The 16,051-nt window shown below is 44.6% G+C and carries 13 protein-coding genes, 2 tRNA genes and 3 pseudogenes; 8 read left to right on the plus strand and 10 right to left on the minus strand.

The genetic code is table 11. From position 1 onward, the window contains the following. Positions 1–19: 19 nt before the first annotated feature. On the minus strand, positions 20–715 hold the full coding sequence (locus tag ACG0Z5_RS04460) for a phosphohydrolase (RefSeq protein ID WP_394445645.1): 696 nt from the start codon (positions 713–715) through the stop codon (positions 20–22). A gap of 69 nt (positions 716–784) precedes the next feature. Beyond that, the gene (drpB, locus tag ACG0Z5_RS04465; RefSeq protein ID WP_394445647.1) at positions 785–1,060 is read right to left on the minus strand and encodes a cell division protein DrpB; all 276 of its coding nucleotides are present in this window, start codon (positions 1,058–1,060) and stop codon (positions 785–787) included. A gap of 688 nt (positions 1,061–1,748) precedes the next feature. Between drpB and ompC the strand changes: the two genes are divergently transcribed. Then, a complete protein-coding gene (gene ompC, locus ACG0Z5_RS04470) occupies positions 1,749–2,888 on the plus strand; it encodes a porin OmpC (protein ID WP_394445649.1) in 1,140 nt (379 codons plus the stop codon). 191 nt (positions 2,889–3,079) lie between these two features. Here the strand turns inward: ompC and ACG0Z5_RS04475 are convergent. Next, a tRNA-Ser gene (locus ACG0Z5_RS04475) sits at positions 3,080–3,169 on the minus strand. 92 nt (positions 3,170–3,261) lie between these two features. On the opposite strand from ACG0Z5_RS04475, the gene mtfA reads away from it, so the two are divergent. The 3 genes from mtfA to ACG0Z5_RS04490 all read left to right on the plus strand — a co-directional run bounded on the left by mtfA (position 3,262) and on the right by ACG0Z5_RS04490 (position 5,659). Further along, on the plus strand, positions 3,262–4,059 hold the full coding sequence (mtfA, locus tag ACG0Z5_RS04480) for a DgsA anti-repressor MtfA (protein ID WP_394445651.1): 798 nt from the start codon (positions 3,262–3,264) through the stop codon (positions 4,057–4,059). Positions 4,060–4,159: 100 nt separating this feature from the next. Beyond that, positions 4,160–4,235: transfer RNA gene (locus ACG0Z5_RS04485), tRNA-Asn, on the plus strand. 161 nt (positions 4,236–4,396) lie between these two features. Then, complete coding sequence (locus ACG0Z5_RS04490) at positions 4,397–5,659, plus strand: tyrosine-type recombinase/integrase (protein WP_394445653.1); 1,263 nt, start codon at positions 4,397–4,399, stop codon at positions 5,657–5,659. Positions 5,660–5,860: 201 nt separating this feature from the next. Here the strand turns inward: ACG0Z5_RS04490 and ACG0Z5_RS04495 are convergent, their stop codons facing one another. The 7 genes and pseudogenes from ACG0Z5_RS04495 to ACG0Z5_RS04525 all read right to left on the minus strand — a co-directional run bounded on the left by ACG0Z5_RS04495 (position 5,861) and on the right by ACG0Z5_RS04525 (position 11,583). Continuing rightward, positions 5,861–6,061, minus strand: coding sequence for an AlpA family transcriptional regulator (locus tag ACG0Z5_RS04495; protein ID WP_394445655.1), 201 nt, complete (start codon positions 6,059–6,061; stop codon positions 5,861–5,863). Between the two features lie 460 nt (positions 6,062–6,521). Further along, a pseudogene (locus ACG0Z5_RS04500) lies at positions 6,522–7,510 on the minus strand (IS5 family transposase). Positions 7,511–7,783: 273 nt separating this feature from the next. Beyond that, entirely contained in the window at positions 7,784–8,413 is a 630-nt protein-coding gene (locus ACG0Z5_RS04505) for an IS110 family transposase (RefSeq protein ID WP_394445681.1), read from the minus strand. Between the two features lie 104 nt (positions 8,414–8,517). Next, positions 8,518–8,835, minus strand: coding sequence for a hypothetical protein (locus ACG0Z5_RS04510; RefSeq protein WP_394445657.1), 318 nt, complete (start codon positions 8,833–8,835; stop codon positions 8,518–8,520). Continuing rightward, entirely contained in the window at positions 8,828–9,460 is a 633-nt protein-coding gene (locus ACG0Z5_RS04515; RefSeq protein WP_394445659.1) for a nucleotidyltransferase domain-containing protein, read from the minus strand. The genes ACG0Z5_RS04510 and ACG0Z5_RS04515 overlap by 8 nt, the downstream gene beginning before the upstream one ends. 2 nt (positions 9,461–9,462) lie before the next feature. Then, positions 9,463–10,272, minus strand: a complete 810-nt coding sequence (locus ACG0Z5_RS04520; protein WP_394445661.1) for a pentapeptide repeat-containing protein — start codon at positions 10,270–10,272, stop codon at positions 9,463–9,465. A gap of 366 nt (positions 10,273–10,638) precedes the next feature. Continuing rightward, positions 10,639–11,583 (minus strand): annotated as a pseudogene (locus tag ACG0Z5_RS04525) (ArdC family protein). 639 nt (positions 11,584–12,222) lie between these two features. Between ACG0Z5_RS04525 and ACG0Z5_RS04530 the strand changes: the two are divergent. The 4 genes and pseudogenes from ACG0Z5_RS04530 to ACG0Z5_RS04545 all read left to right on the plus strand — a co-directional run. Next, the gene (locus tag ACG0Z5_RS04530; RefSeq protein ID WP_394445663.1) at positions 12,223–13,293 is read left to right on the plus strand and encodes a hypothetical protein; all 1,071 of its coding nucleotides are present in this window, start codon (positions 12,223–12,225) and stop codon (positions 13,291–13,293) included. A gap of 3 nt (positions 13,294–13,296) precedes the next feature. Then, positions 13,297–14,973: a hypothetical protein gene (locus ACG0Z5_RS04535; protein ID WP_394445665.1), complete on the plus strand. Its 1,677-nt coding sequence runs from the start codon at positions 13,297–13,299 to the stop codon at positions 14,971–14,973. Between the two features lie 244 nt (positions 14,974–15,217). Further along, positions 15,218–15,789 (plus strand): annotated as a pseudogene (locus ACG0Z5_RS04540) (transposase); the annotation flags it as partial. A gap of 80 nt (positions 15,790–15,869) precedes the next feature. Then, positions 15,870–16,051 (plus strand): transposase (locus ACG0Z5_RS04545; RefSeq protein WP_394445667.1); only part of this gene is annotated, 182 nt, incomplete at its 3' end.

Here is a 16,051-nt window from a genome sequence, read left to right on the forward strand (position 1 = left end):
ACAATTTCCCCGGCTGAACTCAGGCCTGCGGCGCAAAACGCGCCAGAATCGCATCATCATATTCCAGATAATCGCCCTGCAACTCCGCGCTGATTTTTGCCATGAACTGCACCAGATAGCGGGCATTGTGCTCCGCCAGCGCCCGACCCTGCGCGGTCTGCATCGTGGCAGGCAGACGCAGGAGTTTGTTCTGAAAATGATCGAGGGCATAGCGCATGTCATTCAGCGGACGTGCATCGGCAAACGGATCCTCAGCATCGAACAGCGCCACATTCATTTTACCCGCGACCACAAAAACGCGCGCCAGCCCAATTGCGCCTAACGATTCAAGCCTGTCAGCATCCTGGATAATTTTGGCTTCCCGCGTCCGGGGCGTGATGTTGGCACTGTGGCTATGTGCTTCAATGGCATGGGCCACCGCAGGATAAAGATCCTCAGGAAAATCGGGGAAATCCTCCCGCAGGATGGTCAGCGTTTTTTGCGCAGCCAGCACCGACGACCGGCTACGCTCAGGATGGTTTTTCGGCAGGCTGACAATATCGTGGAAGTAACAGGCGGCGAGGATCACCCGCTCGTCAGTCTGTTCCTCTTGCGATAAGCGTTGCGCGGTGGCCCAGACGCGACGAAAATGGGAAATGTCATGTGCCGCATCATCGTCATCGTGATGCTGCATCAGCCAGTCTTCAAAACGGTGTTGCCAGGATTGCACGGTCATTCGCCCCTCTCTCTCGTACCCAATAAATCGTGCGCAGCAGAGCAGCGAGAATAGCAGTTTTTTATTTCATCATCCTGACGGCTCTTCACCGCGCGGACGGGTGTACCAGGCAATGCCCCCGAGAATGGCCCCCACCGAACTCAACACCACAAAACCCAGCAACGCCCCCAGCCATTTCCCCATCGTCGAACCGAGATCACCGTCCAGCGTTGCGCCAGGGATCGGGTCAATCTGGCTCACAATCCAGAAATAACGCAGCATTGCCCAAATAAAGTAGCCACAAAAGGCGTAGAACACCCACAACGCCAGCATGCCACCGGGCCCGCGCGAACGCCTTTCATCCATTGATAAAACTCCCCTGTTTCGGGCAAAAATGTTTGAATTTTTACTTTTTGCCATAAAAAATGTGAACCAAATCACATTATAGCGCACAAAACGCCATAGAAAAGCGCCAGGGCATTTCTCAACTGAATGATTCGCGATTGTTTTGATCTCTGGCAATTTTCAGGAAAGGGGTTGCTTTGGGCGTGTGAATGTCAAATAGTTGTTCCGCTAATTCTGGACACTTCCTTATATTGCAAAAAAAAGAGCGTGGGCAGTTTGCTTTCGTACTTTATTTTATGAGAAGCGTATGCAAATATTCACTGCCTTTTGTTGTTTTTACACTGCACTCACTTTTATTAACGTTAATAACGCCTGTTCCACTCTGAGAGCAGGCTTTTTTTTGCCCTTTCCAATAAGTATGATGATTGCATTGGTAAAATACATTTTCGTTATCAATAACATTTCAGACAAACTGCTTTCTCGTTACCAAAACCCAGAAAAACACATTACAAATCACCCAGATAAATACCAAAATCATTCCCATCACAAAAATATATACCATCCGCAAATAGACACAACCAGAAATATTTAAACTAACTTATTTACATGTTTTCTTTAAATTAAAATGAACTTCATGGCTAATATTTCATTCGCACCTCGGAATGAGGTGCATTTATTCATAGAATTAATCATTTAAAGGGAATATATAATGAAAAGAAAAGTATTGGCAATTCTCGTGCCCGCAATACTGGTGGCCGGTGCAGCAAACGCAGCAGAAATTTATAACAAAGACGGTAATAAACTCGATTTATACGGCAAGGTTGATGCCCGTCATCAGTTCTCTGAAAATGGCGGCAGCGATGGCGACGAAACCTATGTGCGTATTGGTTTCAAAGGTGAAACTCAAATCAACTCTGAACTGACCGGTTACGGCCAGTGGGAATACAACATCCAGGCCAACGACACTGAAGGCTCTGGCAATCAGTCCGCAACCCGTCTGGGCTTTGCCGGTATGAAGTTCGGCGACTTCGGCTCATTCGATTACGGTCGTAACTACGGCGTGGTGTACGACGTTGAAGCCTGGACCGATATGCTGCCTGTCTTCGGCGGCGACTCTTATACCTACACCGACAACTTTATGGTTGGCCGTGGTAACGGTATGGCGACCTATCGCAACACCGATTTCTTTGGTCTGGTTGATGGCCTGAGCTTCGCACTGCAGTATCAGGGCGCGAACGAAGGCTCGAATGGCATTTATGATCAGGAAGGCACCTCTAACCGCGATGGCGGCTCCATGAGCCAGGACAATGGTGACGGCTATGGTCTGTCCACCGTGTATGACTTCGGGATGGGCTTCAGCGCAGGTGCAGCATATGCCTCGTCTGACCGTACCAACGAGCAGGAAACTGAAAGCACTGCCGGCGGCGAGAGAGCCGATGTGTGGACCGTGGGCATGAAATATGATGCGAACAACATCTATCTGGCGACCATGTATGCAGAAACCCGCAACATGACCCCATTTGGTGAACAAGATAAGTTTATCGCCAACAAAACTCAGAACTTTGAATTGACTGCTCAGTACCAGTTCGATTTCGGTCTGCGTCCTGAAATCTCTTACCTGCAGTCTAAAGGTAAAGACTTGACTGCCGATCGCGTACCAAACAGCGACTGGAACGACAAAGACCTGGTGAAATACGTTTCTGTTGGCGCCAACTACTACTTCAACAAAAACTTCTCCTCTTATGTTGATTACAAAATCAACCTGCTGGACGGTGACGATGACTTCTACTCCGCAACCGGCATCAGCACCGATGACGTCGTAGGTGTGGGCATGGTTTACCAGTTCTAATCCGCACTCCCCTATTCAAGCCCGCCGCGTGCGGGCTTTTTTGTGCGCGCTTTTTACGATTGAAAGTACGAATGAAGGAGAGGAATCCGATCACGGGAACGATAAGCGGCTTCTAAACTGATTATTACGAAAGAGGAAAAAGTATCTGTGACGAGGGTCGTTGAAAAGTATTGCTGTAACTGATTGAATAATGGCGGAGAGAGGGGGATTTGAACCCCCGGTAGAGTTGCCCCTACTCTAGTTTTCGAGACTAGTCCGTTCAGCCGCTCCGGCATCTCTCCGCTGAGTGGTTGCCATGATGCCAGGTTCTTTGGCATTTTAACAGACCCTGTCCCTTTAATTGATATCAAGTGACGAGTTTGCGAGCAAAACGATGATTAAATGGCCCTGGAAAGCACATGACGCTCCCCATAGCGCGGATATCCCGTGGGAACAAGCACTTGCCATTCCTGTTCTGGCGAGTCTTTCGCCGGAAGAACAGCTCAAGCTTATACAGCTGGCCGATCGTTTCCTGCAACAAAAACGTCTCGTCCCGCTTCAGGGCCTGGAATTAGCGCCGGTGCAGAATGCCCGTATCGCGATGCTGTTTTGCCTGCCGGTACTCTCGCTGGGCTTTGAATGGCTCGATGGCTTCCATGAGGTGCTGATCTACCCTGCCCCGTTTGTCGTCGATGATGAATGGGAAGATGATATCGGCCTGGTACATAACCAGCGCGTGGTGCAGTCAGGCCAGAGCTGGCAGCAAGGGCCTATCGTCCTCAATTGGCTCGACATTCAGGATTCCTACGATGCCTCCGGTTTTAACCTTATCGTGCATGAAGTGGCGCATAAGCTCGATGTCCGCAACGGTGACCGGGCCAATGGCGTGCCGTTGATTCCGCTGCGTGAAGTCGCGAGTTGGGAACATGACCTCCATGCCGCGATGGATAACATTCAGGATGAGATTGATCTGGTCGGTGAAAGTGCCGCCAGTATCGACGCCTATGCCGCGACCGACCCTGCTGAATGTTTCGCCGTGCTATCAGAATACTTCTTCAGCGCACCGGAGCTGTTTGCCCCCCGGTTCCCCGCGCTGTGGCAGCGTTTCTGCCGTTTTTACCAGCAAGATCCGTTATTGCGAATTCGTGAAAATGGCAGCGATGAGAGCAGTAACCTGCGCGTAGTTCACTAAAACGGCAGATTGCCTTTATTTCATTCAATTGAATCAGGCAGTTAATTTTAGTGTTGACACAAAAAAGGGCACCCATTACTATGCGCCTCGTTCACACGATTCCTCTGTAGTTCAGTCGGTAGAACGGCGGACTGTTAATCCGTATGTCACTGGTTCGAGTCCAGTCAGAGGAGCCAAATTCTTGTTTCTATGCGTCTCACTATGTCTCAATAGTATTGCGATACAGAGAGTTAGTGTAGAAATCTTTCCCGATGCATCTCTGGTTTTCCCTCTGCATCCGGCGAAATTGGTGGTCTGATTTGGGGTCATTTCCGTTCGATTATGGAGTGACCACCTTATGTCCCTTACCGATACCAAAATTCGTAATACAAAACCGGCTTCAAAACCCTTCAAACTGACCGATGCTCAGGGTCTCTATCTGCTCGTTAATCCGGGTGGTTCACGCCTGTGGTATCTCAAATACCGATTTAACCGCAAAGAATCCCGCATTGCCCTAGGTGCCTATCCACAGGTATCGCTTTCTGACGCACGACATCAGCGTGAAGGTATTCGCATACTTCTGGCTCAGAACGTCAACCCGACGCGACAGCGGATGGATGACAGAGCCGCTGCGTCACCTGAAAAATGTTTTAAGTCTGTGGCGCTTGCCTGGCATAAAAGCAACAAAAAATGGTCACCTGATTATGCCGGACGCATTTTCGCAAGTATGAACAATCATATATTCCCGGCTGTCGGGCATATTCCATTAGCCATGCTCAGGACGCCCCATTTCACCGCCCTGCTGAAGGTCATTGAAGACAATGGTTTTCTCGAAGTTGCCGCCCGCACCCGCCAGCAAATCTGTAATATCATGCGCTACGCTATCCAGCAGGGTCTGACTGAACGAAATCCGGCACAACATCTGGAAGGCGTGACTGCACCTCCGGTGAAAAACCACTACCCCGCCCTGCCGCTGGAGCAGTTACCTGACCTCCTGGAACGCATCGGGAATTACCAGCAGGGAAGACAACTGACTCAACTGGCGCTCATCCTCACTCTGCATCTATTTATCCGCTCCAGCGAACTGCGTTTCGCCCGCTGGAGTGAGATAGATTTTAAGCGCAAAATCTGGACCATCCCTGGCAGCCGTAAGGCAATTGATAAAGTCCGCTTCTCTCACCGGGGAGCAAAAATGCGCACTTCTCATATTGTCCCGCTTTCCCGCCAGGCCATTGCCATTCTGCGTCAGATCCACAAGATATCCGGGCACCTTGAGCTAGTCTTTCCCGGAGACCGCAATCAGTCGAGACCTATGAGTGAAAATACTACCAATCGGGCGCTGAGATTAATGGGCTATGACACCAAAAAAGAAGTCTGCGGTCATGGGTTCAGAACAATGGCCTGTAGCGCCCTGACGGAGTCAGAACTCTGGTCGCGCGATGCAGTGGAACGACAGATGAGCCATCAGGAGCGAAATGGAGTCCGGGCTGCATATATCCACCGGGCTGAACACCTTGAATCCCGCAAGGCTATGATGCAATGGTGGTCAGATTATCTGGACAGCAACCACAGCGGTTACACCGCACCATGGGACTACGCACGGCAGCAGAAAAATCTCTGAGTCAGCGTAAGGAAAAGCAGGTCCGGTTATTCCGGCCCTGCTTTTGTTAGCACAGGCATCAATAAATTATTATCAGCACTGGTACTCAAGTTTATTCGCAACACTTATTTTTACGTTAATCATTGATGCATTTGGGATCACAGGCGCACAGAATCAAACCACCCGCGCACAGCTCAGAAAACTGTCCCCCTGATATGGGGGTCAGTTTGATTGCGGTTCGCGATAATTGAGTTTCATTGCGATCCAGTCATCAATCTCCGATTCAAGCCAGGCTACGCTGGCTGGACCAATCTTGCAGGATTTGGGGAAGTCGCCACTTTTCATATCACGATAAACCTGTGAACGTTTTAAACCTGTTTTGGCCATCACTTCGGACAACCGTATCAGTCTGTAGGTGGGCATATCTTTCTCCTGTTTGTTTGTGAGAAATGATTATTTCCACTGAGGATAAAAAAGACATGAAAAACTCTGTTTCTCGCAAAAAGGTTTTAATAATGCCTCTCCCAGGTAATCAGGCAGGGAATCAGATATTATTCCTGTTATCGCCCATTGCTGTTTTTCAAATAGTTCACCTTGCATAAATATCACTTACATAGAGTAAAACAGAATACTCTCTCACTAGAACCACACAATATTCTCACCAATAAGAAATCCCGACGAAAAATCAACTAAAACCTCGCCAAAGTTCTTAATTGAAACAACCTTCGTAAGTCTGAATACTGGGTTTGAACCAAAACAAACAAAAAATTATAGCATCAGGAAATTATATAAATAAACTCATTATAAGTTCGATTGCGAGTCCGGGCGGCTTTGTTGAATAAATCAGATTTGGGGCAAGCTTCTTCGTAGCCGGTTGCAGTTGTCAGATAATACGCACGCTTTCTGGTATGCCTGCCTTCGTCATTTTGTTCAGCGCACGCACCATGGCCAGAGCCTCTGCAACCTGACCATCGTAGTCACGCAACGTCAGCGAACCACCCAACAACTGCTTTACCCTGTACATCGCCATTTCCGCTATCGACCGACGGTTGTAATCTGTTGTCCATTTCCACCGTGCATTGCTCCCGCTCCGCCGTTGATTCGCAACAGCACGATTGCGGTCTGCATACGCACCTGGCCAGTAGCCCGCCCCCTTTCGGGGAGGAATGAGCGCGCTGATTTTCTTGCGACGCAGTTCGTCATGACATCGCCGCGTATCGTAAGCACCGTCCGCCGCTGCTGACCTGATTTTTCGGTGGGTCTACCGGATAAGCCCCGGGAAAGCTTCAGCGTCCGTGACTTTATTCTGCGACAGGTCCGCGCAGATGACTTCATGCGTACTTGCATCAACAGCCAGATGCAGTTTTCGCCAGATACGACGACGCTCTTTGCCGTGCTTTTTGACTTTCCACTCACCTTCACCGAAGACTTTCAGCCCTGTGGAATCAATCACCAGATGCGCAATTTCACCCCGGGTGGGCGTTTTAAAACTGACGTTAACCGACTTTGCCCGCTTGCTGACACTGGTGTAATCCGGACAGCGAAGAGGAACATCCATCATGGCAAAAATGGAATCAATAAAGCCCTGTGCGGCCCGCAGGGTCAGGCGGAATACACGTTTAACAACCAGGACGGTGGTGATGGAGAGATCAGAATAGCGCTGAGGCCGTCCCCGCGATGTGCGTGTGGCGGGCTCATACCAGGCCTGAATAGCCTCGTCATCAAGCCAGAAAGTGACGGAGCCGCGGTTGATGAGGGCTTTGTTGTAATTGCGCCAGTTGGTGACTTTAAACTTCTGCTTTGCCATGGGACGGCCAGTGTTGCCGGATGATGCGTGATCTGATCCTTTAACTCAGCAAAAGTTCGATTTATTCATAGATGGTCGCCTCCTGTTTGCCAGGCTAAATATGTTGTGGTGGGTTTGCAGGTCATCAATTGCAGCCATAGATCCGGACTTTGCCGAGGTGATGTGAAACACCTCTGTCCCTGATGGAATACGCTGATGGAGGCCTCTATCAACAAAGCGCTCTTTCAGGAGCCTTGAATAAACCGGGTTTTCCCCATCACGGTCTGACCTGTCCTGCCATCACGTCATGCTTGCCTGAACAATCGGTGGTGTTGTTTCCGTCTTACTGACTCAGATACTTAAACGTTCATTATTGGTGCACAGTACTCCTGGTCTTTTGCCAATAGTGCCCACACAATCCGCGCATTCTTATTAGCCAATGCTACCGAGGCAATGTTGTTATTCCGGCGTGCCAGTAATCGACTGGCCCATCCCGATACAACATCCTTTTTACGTTTGACCGACTGCAACACAGCCCTGGCACCGTGAATGAGTAAGGTTCGTAAATAAATATCGCCTCGTTTGCTTATCCCGAGCAAGACTTGTTTGCCACCACTTGAATGCTGACGTGGAACCAGTCCTAACCAGGCAGCCAACTGTCGGCTATTTTCGAAATTGCTGGCGTTGCCGATAGTCGCAACTAGTGCGGTGGCGGTGATCGGGCCAATGCCTGGGATCTTGCTGATACGCTGGCATAGCGCATTTTGGCGGTAGCACTGCTCAATCTGCTTGTCGAGCGTAGCGATGACATCGAACAGATATCCACCAGTTTGGTGGATAGTGGGCATGATAGAAGAATGATATCTGTCGAACGTTCTGGCGATATCATGCAGGGAATCACCTTGCTTATATCTGTCCCAGATAATCGCTTTCTGTTCTGGCGTGTAGTAAATGCGCGTTCTTCGTTTCATGGCAACGTCCCCCTTGATTAAGGATAGCGTTGCATCGACCCGTTGAACTCACAGCTAGAAGCGGAGGTTAGCACTTTTAACCTCGCCAAAACTGACTACACTAGGAGTGTGTTATTCAGTTCTCAACTAATTGTCTTTGAAACAACTCTATTCTTCAATTCAATTTCCAATATAGATAACTGGTCATTTACTTTTTTAGAAAGAGTCTTATAGTCTTCAGTAACCTGCTCTTGGCTCTTGTTTGCTAGAAAAAATAAGGTACCTGACATCGCTTTCAGCAAGAGAATAGCGCGATCTGTATTGCTGAGATCATTGTTATTAGACCATCGGTCTATGGCTTTCTCAGTCAGACTTAATAGCGGTTCACGGAATAATCCTGAACCATTGACTACTTTTAATGCTTCTCTTTGAGCTTTAATTCTATTACTAAACTCACTCATGCTTGCCGCCAATAATTTTTAGTTTTTCTCGCATCCAAAGCTCAATTAAATGTAATTGCGCTTTGACTTTTTTAATGTCATCAGCATTCAGGATTTCACCATTACCTCTGGTACAAAGCACTCTGGCCCTTTCTAATAATTGATAGGTCAAATCACAAACTGGTATACTATGAATGCCCAAATTACGCGCGGAATTTCGCGAAAAATCGGACCTTACATCATAATCTAAAGAAAAACATGTCGCAAAATTTCGTATCGATAAAAACACTGAAGATAGATCAAAAATCGCTGTAAGATCAGATGTTTCAATCGAGCTTTTAGCGCTGATAAATATCTCCAGAAACTTTTCACAATCAGTTAAGCCTGAATTATAATTGCTCGGTTTACCTAAGCTCCGTAAATAATCAACGTTATCGGATGAATAAATGAGCTTGGATTCCAAAAAAAGATGCCAAGCGAATGGATTACCTTCTTTCCAGAGTTCATTTATCCGTTCATACGAGTAAATCGAGTAATCTCTCGGATTAAACCTTTCATCCCGACCATTGACGATAGCCAACATGTCAATGTCTGAAAATGAATCAACCTCTCCGCGACATATCGAACCAAAAGCATAGATATGCATAATTATCGCCTATTGAACCTTTTAATTATTATGGACATAAAGAAACCAAACATAATTAATCTTACTAAAACGACCATTGTCAGAAACGATGCTGAATATTGAGGGAGTAATAATGTCCCCAAAAATACCTGTGGGGACATTGCTAACGCGTCAAAATATGAGCTAACTAGTTTTGGATCACCATAGTTAAGGACGTGATGTAAAGCTATTATGCACAGAATAACAATGACAGCTCTGCATAATTTAAAAGCAGACTCTCCGTTTCCCCAGATAAGATCTAATGCCTTAAACTCAAACCATTCGCTAAACATTTTTAAGCGGTCAAATCCTTTATATTTCTTTCGGTAATAAGATTCTTTGGATTTCCATGCTTTATGAAGGTGCTCTCCTGTAGCCTGTAGTTCGATTGCTATGGCTTTATTTGCTGATTTTGAATCACCTATTTGCTGATAATTCAAGCGTAACGAACGCGCAAACTTGAGCTTAAGGTTGTCCAGTCCAGGGCACCCATTTTCGAGAATGTCATTATCAATGTGGGTCTTATCAAAAGTGGCATAGTCAAATTTGCAGCCACTAAAACTTGACCCCATTAAGTTGCAATTTAAAAATCTGCAACCGGTAAAGTCACAGTCCTTAAAACTACAGTTTCTGATGTAAGCAGCATCGAAAATACAGAAGCTGAAGTTCACATTTTTGAATTCAATATTTAATGCAACTAATCGTTCAAATAATTTATTAACAAACTTATCCTTGGCTACTACAGAGTCAAATCTTTTGTCTGACAGCTTTTCTCTTCCGCTATCTTTTATCATTTTTTTCTCTATAAGCTAATAGACTAAACTTTATGAATCATAATGTTTTTTTTGGCTGATTTGAAGCCATGCTGACCTACTATAGCAACTTCCGCTTGTGGCACTTAGCTGACCATCAGGATGACCAAATCCTGGACCGAGCGTTTTATCTCCAGTTCGGGGCGTGCGTTTTCACCCTTATTTTGCATTAAGCAGCGAGTACAATTCTACATTATTAGTACACAGCGTAGCTTTTTTATTCGCTGTAGGGGAATGACTGTTCGGTGCTCGCCCTGGCTGCGCTCCGCCTCACTCATGCCCCTACAGCGACACTTGTTAAGCCTGCCTATACACACAAAGCTGCATTCCTTTGCAGCTTCTTCCCGATCAGATTTTATCCACCAAGTAACGATGCGCTTTGGATGCCACCCTGGCGGCCTTGAAAATATAGCGTTTGTCGTTCTTCAGTACTTTCAGCCAGGAAGCGATATAGCTTTCATGCTGCACCTCTCCAGCGATTCCCAGATCCGCCATCAGGAACGCGCTTCCCAGTTCGGCGATCAACTCCTCAAACGCATACCCCTCACTGCCAAACTTCCCTTTCATTTCACGGTTCAGTCGACTTTTTGCCCCACTCCAGTGAATCAGCTCATGCAGGCCGGTGGCGTAGAAATTGGCAGCATCGGTAAAAAGACAACGCTCAGGTAAGCGGATTTCGTCAGTTGTCGGTGCAAAAAAGGTGTTTTGTCCCTTCTCAATGATGGTTGCACCGCTGTTTCGGAAAAGCGCTTCCGCACGCGCTAACGGCTCAAAGGTCTCTGCCGGGCAAACTGCTTCGTCCCTCAGGGGCAAACCACCAATTTGCTCAACATTAAACACGGTGAACGTCTTTAGCATCGAGATATAGTCAGTTTCTCCGTCGTCATTTTCCTTTTCCAGCGTGGTATAGAAAATGGCGGTAGTACCGTGTTCTCCTTTGCGTACCAGCCCGCCTTCCGCTTTTGCCTGTTTGTAGGTCATCCACCGCGAATCTTTGAATCCCTGTTCTGACGCACTGATCCACAACAACATGATATTCATTCCACTGTATGTCATGCCAGTTGCGTAATTGGACGGTAAACCAGACAAACCGGGGGTACGCTGCCACGGACACGCCTAGGGTTTAACACCAGCTTCCTGTGCCGCAATGATGCTGTCAGTGACGGTCTGATAAATATCAGTTGTGGTTTTGGAAAATTTCGTTTTTGAGGAGCCTGACGGGTCCAGCGGGGAAACGCTGGTCGCCGCTGCGGTGTTAGGGGCACTAGTCCGGGTATGCAGGGAAATAGTCATGGTTTTTTCTCCGTCAGTGGTGTGATTTTCGTCTTCGTATCGCCTGACGGTTCGCTTTTCCGGCATCGTTCTGGCCCGCAAGGGCGCAGCATGCGTGCTGCGGGACGGGTTGTGTTGGGAAACGATTAACCGGAAGCAGATACGGGGAACGAAAAGCACCCAGGAGAAAAAATCAGTTTTTGTATACACGGATATAGCGCCCCTTGCTCCGCAACGGTGAAAGGGGCTTGGGCTATTTCAAGGATACAAAGAACTTAGTCGTAGCGGGGCTCACAAATTTCTCGAGGGAAATCTCGTTATCAAGTTCTGTTTACCCGAGTTAGACATAACTATTACGACATAAAATAAGGACTTGACTAACGAGGCAGTTTAAAATGTTATCTAACTTTCGAGTAAGCGAAAAAAACCATGCTATCGCCACATCACTGACAGTTAATCTTAAATAACCCATTGATTATCTCCGCAAAAAGTTTAATTATTATTCTGATAAAATGCTGTATGAAGATGAAGTAACATGTCAGAGACAGTGATATTTATTTCCTTTAAAAATAATAAGTTAACATTTACCTTGACTATGCAACAATATGCGGTACTGTATATAAAAACAGTATCGCGAGAACAGTGATAAGGAATAAAAATATGGCGGACCCAGCTGTTTTAAATCATGCCTTGTTTAACGTTAGTGTTGAAGATTGCAGTGTAGAGTTGGTCGAACCCGATGCTGATGGACGGGATTTTGATGAATTTAGCAGGATAATGCTAACCGAATTAATAGCAAATGAAAAAAGTAAACAGTATTCTTTTACTGATGAAAATGAGCTTGTTGTTTCTCATGTTCGTTCTATTACGAAAAATGAGCTTCTTGAAAACACTAGTTCGTTACAATCTAATTGGTTAAAAAGAACAGAAAGCATTGCTCTTAAATTGCTGGAAGTAGAAATAAAAGCTCAAGAAAGAATCGCGGCAATGGATAAAAAAATCAAGAAAGGATCATTGCTAATTTTACACCTAGAGCATGATGGGTTAACTCGATTTGTTATTTTAAAAATAGAAGTCGACTCATTCTTTGATGAAATAGAGGCTAGAATCCGTCGAGGACTGCCCTTAAATAAGCAAAGACTTCAGAAATCATGCCTTGTTACATTGAATAGTAGCGGAGAAGTAACTGAGCTTCTCCTTTCTGATAGTGGTCGAACTATACGTGAATATTGGTGGGGAGGATTTCTTAGTTCAAAGGAGATGACGACTGCCGGATTAAATACTAAAACTGCATATGATGCTGTAGATTTTTTGTTGAAACAAACGGTGAAAAAACTCTCTGAACCTGATTATATATACATGAGGAATGACGTTAACTCTTATTTCCGTAACAATGAAAGTTTTATACATACTGAGTTAGTTGAACGCCTAGAAGCGCACAATATTGAGAGCCAAGATTTTAAAGATAAATTCCCTGATTTTATTGAAAAATTAAAAAAACTCCCCGCCAATCCGAAAGCCAAGTTTGACACACAATTCGATCTTGACCAAAGTGTCATTAAGACAAAATTGAAAAGCAATATATTTCTTGATGAAAATTTGGAATTAAGAATCATGGGAGACATTCCGAACATTAAAGAAATTATTCGCACAGGGACAGATCAGGATGGTAAATTTATAAAAATATACTCTGATACTGGTTATAATGCTTTTGTAAGGCAAGGTAATTAACAAATGAAATTTTTGGATGGCATTGCAAACACATTCTTCAATGCTGAACTAATTTACATTAACGATGATTTTAATCGTTGCAGTGCCATCTATCAGGTGCATGAAACAACTGTTTCACATGATTATATTGTTCGCGCTAACTATGTCAAAGAACAGCTGGCTTTGCATCAGTTAACTTATGATATAGCAATAAAATGTGATGGTATCTCTCTGGTCACCTATAGCCAAGCCAGTATCCCTAAGGAAATTCATACTGAAATAGTAAATCAACTCCGATTTGTTGAAGATAATTGCAAACTTGAAATTGATATTAAGATATATAAGTCTAACTCACATAACAACCTCAACACGTCTCATATATTTAATTTAAAAAACTATATTTCCGGTCCAATATTAAAATCAGATTTTGAATTCATAAACTTCCTTAAGCAGTTCGATTTATCTAAGAAAATCAAAATAAAATGCTGGGAGTCTTTAAACCAATTTTCGACTAGCACTATTATCTTTGAAGATTCAAATAAGCCTTTACTAACAGAGGACAACTTAGATGATAGGCAGTCAATTATTAGCAAACGAAATAAATGCTGTCACTTTACTAATGATGCCGAATATAGATTCACACCAGATGATTTTAATTTAACAACTGAATGCATATACCCTGAAATAAAGGAAAAACTAGAACGACTTACATTGTTGTTTTCTTTAGTCTATCTTTCCGATTATTCTGAAATAATTAACATTGATAGTAAAATTATTATTGATTATAAAATGAAAGGCTACCGCCTCATTAGTAATAAAATGGACCTTTCCATTGCTAATTTGAGAGCCGTAAAGGAACTTTATGGAATATATCAATGGATATATAATCAAGGGAATTTTGTAGATAAAATAGGTTTAGCAAAAAATATTATATCAATCCACATGACAAATAATGACATAGCCTCACTTTCAAGTGGAGCTCTAAGATCTATTGAATCTGGTTATGATATTTATCTTAAAGAAAATGTAAAACAGTATATTGAGATTAAAAATAAAATTTCTGAACTTTTAATTTCTCAATCTGATAAGGCATCTGACATTACGAAAAATATGCTCGGGACATTAAAAACGAGTTTCTGGAGTGTTGTTACTTTTTTCATTACAGTCATATTAGTTAGATTGATTACTTCGAAAGGCGAAGGTATCATATTCACTGGTGAAATTGCCATAATGACATATATATTCATATTTTTCTCAGGCATATATCACTGGCTATCCGAGTGTGAAGTTAATGAAGATAAAGCCCGCCTTTTTGACCGATATACTACAATTAAAGATCGTTATAAAGACTTACTTAATGAGGATGATTTAAAAAAGGTAATTGACACCGAGAAATTAAAAGAAAAAGATCAGTTATATATTCAGAATAGAAGAGGAACTTATCGTACTATATGGATTTTATTTAATATAGTGATGTTTTTAACAGTTACGGCAATATATTTTTATGGTAAAAACACTCAAACAAGTTCTAACATTACCAGCACCACACAAACAACAGAAGTAGCTGTACCTAGCTCTAATATTAAAAATAAAGTTTCTACCGACAATTCGAAAGAACAGGTAAAACCTAAAGCGTTACCAATAAATTCTTCGGAAATACTTATACCCCATTTAGATACATCAAAAAAGAAGATTGATTAAAACATTAAAATCCAAGAAGGCATAAAAAATATTTCAAGCGCCACTCCACTCCAAGAGTAATCATAGTTGATATTCTTTATAACCTCGTAGAAAGCTGTAAATTAAGTATCGCCATTATCTCAAAACTGATTATCCCCCTCTAGAGTAATCCCCCCGAAAAAACGGTGTGTTTATAAGTAGAATTTCTCGTAATCTGAATCGGGGAGATTTCTATGAAAAAAGCACGTTTACCGACAGCCAGATCATGGCCATTCTTAAGCAAGCTGAGGCCGGAACGCCAGTCACCGAGTTGTGCCGCGAGCATGGCATGAGTAGTGCCAGTTTCTATAAGTGGCGTTCACGCTTTGGCGGGATGGATGCCTCTATGATGACCCGTCTGAAAGAGCTGGAAGACGAAAACCGTCGCCTCAAAAAGATGTATGCCGAAGAACGACTCAAAGCCGAAATTATTCAGGAGGCCATGGCAAAAAAGTGGTGAAGCCATCGCTCCGAAAGCAGATGGCACAGGACGCGGTCAGAAGCCGAAGTGTCAGCATACGTTTTGCCTGCCAGTTGTTTATTGTCAGCGAAAGTTGCTATCGCTATCAGCCTCAGCAGAATGAAGAAAATGCCGTTATTGCCGACTGGTTGCTTCGCATTACAGACAGTCAGCGCAACTGGGGATTTGGTCTGTGTTTTTTGTATCTGCGTAACGTAAAAGGCTTCAGGTTCAACCACAAAAGGGTGTACCGGATTTACTGCAAGCTGTCGCTGAACATGCGAATAAAGCCGAAAAAACGACTGAAACGGGATAAGCCCGAACCGCTGGTGGTGCCTGTGTAAGTATCCCGCTTAACCGAACCATTCACTTTTAGAGATCTTCCGACATACTGATTACGTCCCCTGTGGAGATCGCTATGCGTAAGATCCGATTCACCGGGCACCAGATCATCGCCGTTCTGAAGTCTGTCGAAGCCGGGCGTACCGTCAAAGATGTGTGCCGCGAAACCGCTATTTCCGAAGCCAGCTACTACAACTGGAAGGCGAAATATGGCGGGATGGAAGCCGCTGATATCAAAAAAATCAAAGATCTTGAGGA

It is taken from the genome of Scandinavium sp. M-37 (assembly GCF_043558715.1).
GTDB lineage: Bacteria > Pseudomonadota > Gammaproteobacteria > Enterobacterales > Enterobacteriaceae > Scandinavium > Scandinavium vulneris_A.

Excerpts from the sequence above, each read along its gene's own strand:
- ACG0Z5_RS04460 (WP_394445645.1), bottom strand. The coding sequence starts at position 715 with ATGACCGTGCAATCCTGGCAACACCGTTTTGAAGACTGGCTGATGCAG.
- ACG0Z5_RS04520 (WP_394445661.1), bottom strand. The coding sequence starts at position 10,272 with ATGATAAAAGATAGCGGAAGAGAAAAGCTGTCAGACAAAAGATTTGAC.
- ACG0Z5_RS04515 (WP_394445659.1), bottom strand. The coding sequence starts at position 9,460 with ATGCATATCTATGCTTTTGGTTCGATATGTCGCGGAGAGGTTGATTCA.
- ACG0Z5_RS04530 (WP_394445663.1), top strand. The coding sequence starts at position 12,223 with ATGGCGGACCCAGCTGTTTTAAATCATGCCTTGTTTAACGTTAGTGTT.
- ACG0Z5_RS04495 (WP_394445655.1), bottom strand. The coding sequence starts at position 6,061 with ATGCCCACCTACAGACTGATACGGTTGTCCGAAGTGATGGCCAAAACA.
- ACG0Z5_RS04490 (WP_394445653.1), top strand. The coding sequence starts at position 4,397 with ATGTCCCTTACCGATACCAAAATTCGTAATACAAAACCGGCTTCAAAA.
- mtfA (WP_394445651.1), top strand. The coding sequence starts at position 3,262 with ATGATTAAATGGCCCTGGAAAGCACATGACGCTCCCCATAGCGCGGAT.
- drpB (WP_394445647.1), bottom strand. The coding sequence starts at position 1,060 with ATGGATGAAAGGCGTTCGCGCGGGCCCGGTGGCATGCTGGCGTTGTGG.
- ACG0Z5_RS04535 (WP_394445665.1), top strand. The coding sequence starts at position 13,297 with ATGAAATTTTTGGATGGCATTGCAAACACATTCTTCAATGCTGAACTA.
- ompC (WP_394445649.1), top strand. The coding sequence starts at position 1,749 with ATGAAAAGAAAAGTATTGGCAATTCTCGTGCCCGCAATACTGGTGGCC.
- ACG0Z5_RS04510 (WP_394445657.1), bottom strand. The coding sequence starts at position 8,835 with ATGAGTGAGTTTAGTAATAGAATTAAAGCTCAAAGAGAAGCATTAAAA.